Below are 3030 nucleotides of genomic sequence, written 5' to 3'. Positions count from 1 at the left end.
CCGAAAACGGAAAAGCTGGAAATTGGACAAAACGCCGCCGTCCACGCCGAAAATCAACTACTTTCCATCATTCGAAGAGTTCTCGGACGGTCTGCAGGGCTTTGTCCACGCACCTTTTCCTCGACCGACCAAAGCGCGCCCATCTTTTCGATTGTCGCCGTTGCCACCTTGGAGCTGTCGTTTGCGTGCAGCTCGTAAAACCGACGCCGACTATGCGCCCAGCATCCCGCCAAAAGAGCGCCGTCGTTTCCACGGTCAGGTCGGGCAACACGGTTATAGGCAGTGTATCCATCGATCTGCAGGATACCGCGATAGCCTTCGAGATGACGCGCGACGCAATCGCCGGGTCGACGGTCTTCAAAGCGAAAGGCCACCATCGGCGGACCGCTCCCGCCGAACGATCGATCGTCTCGTGCGTAGGCCCAAAGATACGCTGTCATTGCCGACCCGGATCCGGGCACAAGCGTCGGCAATGTCGTCTCGTCGGCGAATAGTCGCTCGCCTCTTTTGATCTGGCTGAAGGTGTAGTCCGCGAGGATCTCGAGTTCGAAGCCGAGTTTCCCCATCCACCGCGCCATGATACCGCGGTCGACGTCGCCATGGTCGCGCAGGAAGATCGCCTCCTGCCGATAGAGCGGCAACAACCCGTCGCCATATTTGGAGACCGCGATATAGGCGAGCAACGCTTCTGTCGGAATGCCGCTTTCAACGATATGCGCCGGGCCGATGCCTGGATGACACCGTCTTCGTTCTTGAAGGCATACTTCGGGCGATGCGTGACGATCACCCGGAACTTTGGCGGAATGACATCAAGCCGCTCGGAGGCATCCTCACCGATCAGCACCTTCTGCTTGCCCGCATGCTCGGGAAGCTCGTCCGGCTCAATGACTACATGCACCCGCTCCAGATGCGGCGGGAAGCCCTTACGTGGACGCGGCGCACGCTTTGCAGCGGCTGGATTTCGACCCTTGGCAACCAGTGCCTCAATTGCAGCGATCGTGTCCCGGGGGGTGGTGTAGCTGACGGCTGATTGCCGTGCTTTCCGACGTCGGGTCGGAGGGGATATCAACGCGCCACAGCGGGCAGGCTGATTTGCGGATCATCGCTCATTTGGGCCATTGTCTCAAGCGTCAGATATCTCCCACGCTGGACAGTCCACTCGTCGTTCGCCTCCATGAGCAACGCGCCGACGAGACGGACGATGGCTTCGTCGTTTGGAAAGATGCCGACGACCTCCGTCCGGCGTTTGATTTCGCCGTTGAGACGCTCAATTGGATTCGTTGAGTGGAGCTTTGCCCGGTGCTCTTTCGGGAAGGTCATATAGGCGAGCACGTCCTCTTCGGCGTCGTCCATGATGGTGGCAAGCTTCGGCACTTTCGGTCTGATCTGATCAGCAACACTGCGCCATTGAGCGCTGGCCGCCTCCGAGGTCTCCTGGGCAAAAGCTGTGGCGATGAAGGCGGAGACCACCCGCCTTCCGCTCTTGCCAGCGTGTGCCAGCACATTCCTCATGAAGTGAACGCGGCACCGTTGCCATGTTGCATTGAGGACCTTGGAGACGGCTGCCTTGATGCCCTCATGCGCATCAGAGACAACCAACTTCACCCCGCGTAGCCCTCGGCGCGTTAGCCTGCGAAGGAATTCCGTCCAGATTGGCTCAGCTTCTGATGTCCCAACCTCCATACCCAGTACTTCGCGCCGCCCGTCGCTATTGACACCCACTGCGATGATGACGGCGACTGAGACTATGCGGCCGCCACGACGGACCTTGAGATAGGTGGCATCGACCCACACGTATGGCCACTCGCCTTCTATGGGGCGATCGAGAAACGCCTTCACCTTGACGTCGATCTCCTCGCACAGGCGGCTCACCTGGCTTTTCGAGATGCCGCTCATCCCCATGGCTTTGACCAGATCGTCCACCGAACGGGTCGAGACGCCCTGGATGTAAGCCTCCTGAATGACGGCCGTCAGTGCCTTCTCTGCCATGCGGCGTGGTTCGAGGAAGCTCGGAAAGTAGCTCCCCTTGCGCAGCTTGGGAATGCGGAGCTCAACGGTGCCAGCTCTCGTTTCCCAATCGCGGTCACGGTAGCCATTGCGCTGCGCAAGCCGCAGCGGGTTCTTCTCGCCGAATTCAGCGCCCGTGGCCGAGCCGACCTCCAGCTCCATCAGCCGTTCAGCGGCAAAGCCGATCATCTCGCGCAACAAATCTGCATCAGCGCTCTTCTCAACAAGCGATCGCACGTTCATCATGTCATTGGTCATCGGTGATCTTTCCGTCAGGTTGTGTCTTGAACAACCCGACCCTAGCGGAAAACACTGATGGCCGCCCCGCAAAGCCGATCACCCGCTACAGCGCTATGAAACGCGCGGGCGCTCGGCTTTGCTAAATCCCGTCAGTGACACCACGTATTGGGACACGATCATTGCAGCAATGCCAGTGTCAATTTCTTCGAAGACAAACGCGCCCTGTTCGTCCAGGTCTGCCTCGATGCTCGTGCCCTGCTTTTCCGAGCGGCGGCCATAGCGGTATCGATTAAAGGCCTTGAGGATCAGCTTCAACTTGGCGATCTGTTCGTCAGCGTCGGCATTGCGGGCCTTCAGATCAGCAACTTCGTCCTCCAGAACATCGGCGCGCGCAGCCTTTGCTGCCATCGCCAGGACCATGGCTTTTAGCGCATCAACGTCATTAGGAAGATCGAGATTGGCTGGTGTCATGCCCTTATGTAGAGCACATTTCCGCGAGTTTTTCCCTCAGTTTCAGCCGCCTGATTCACTCTGCCGCAGGGCCTTACCCAACAAATTCCGGCCGCTTTACGGCAACCGTGCGCACGCGCTTCCAGTCCATCCCATCGACCAGCGCCATCAGTTGCGCGTGATTGAGCTGCACGCGAGACGGCCCGATTTTCGGCCAGACGAACTGATTTTTTTCGAGCCGCTTGTACCTCATCTGAGAATGCAGCCCCGACCAGCGCAGGTCAGCAGTTAGTGCGGGTCATGCACCCGTTTCATCCCCTTTTTGGACAACAG

Annotated in this window: 2 protein-coding genes and 2 pseudogenes; all 4 read right to left on the bottom strand. The window is 58.8% G+C overall.

Annotated elements, in window-relative coordinates:
* Positions 1–86 precede the first annotated feature (86 nt).
* Positions 87–997, bottom strand: a pseudogene (gene tnpC, locus BSG20_RS34915) (IS66 family transposase); the annotation flags it as partial.
* A gap of 68 nt (positions 998–1065) precedes the next feature.
* Positions 1066–2265: an IS256 family transposase gene (locus BSG20_RS34910; protein ID WP_093041964.1), complete on the bottom strand. Its 1200-nt coding sequence runs from the start codon at positions 2263–2265 to the stop codon at positions 1066–1068.
* A gap of 159 nt (positions 2266–2424) precedes the next feature.
* Positions 2425–2718 (bottom strand): annotated as a pseudogene (locus tag BSG20_RS34900) (transposase domain-containing protein); the annotation flags it as partial.
* Between the two features lie 73 nt (positions 2719–2791).
* Positions 2792–2962 carry an IS66 family insertion sequence element accessory protein TnpB gene (gene tnpB, locus BSG20_RS34895; RefSeq protein WP_478013407.1) on the bottom strand — a complete coding sequence of 57 codons (171 nt, stop codon included), beginning with the start codon at positions 2960–2962 and terminating at the stop codon, positions 2792–2794.
* Positions 2963–3030: the final 68 nt, after the last annotated feature.

The organism is Rhizobium tibeticum (genome assembly GCF_900110205.1).
Lineage (GTDB): Bacteria > Pseudomonadota > Alphaproteobacteria > Rhizobiales > Rhizobiaceae > Rhizobium > Rhizobium tibeticum.
This window is presented reverse-complemented; position numbering and strand designations above follow the sequence as displayed.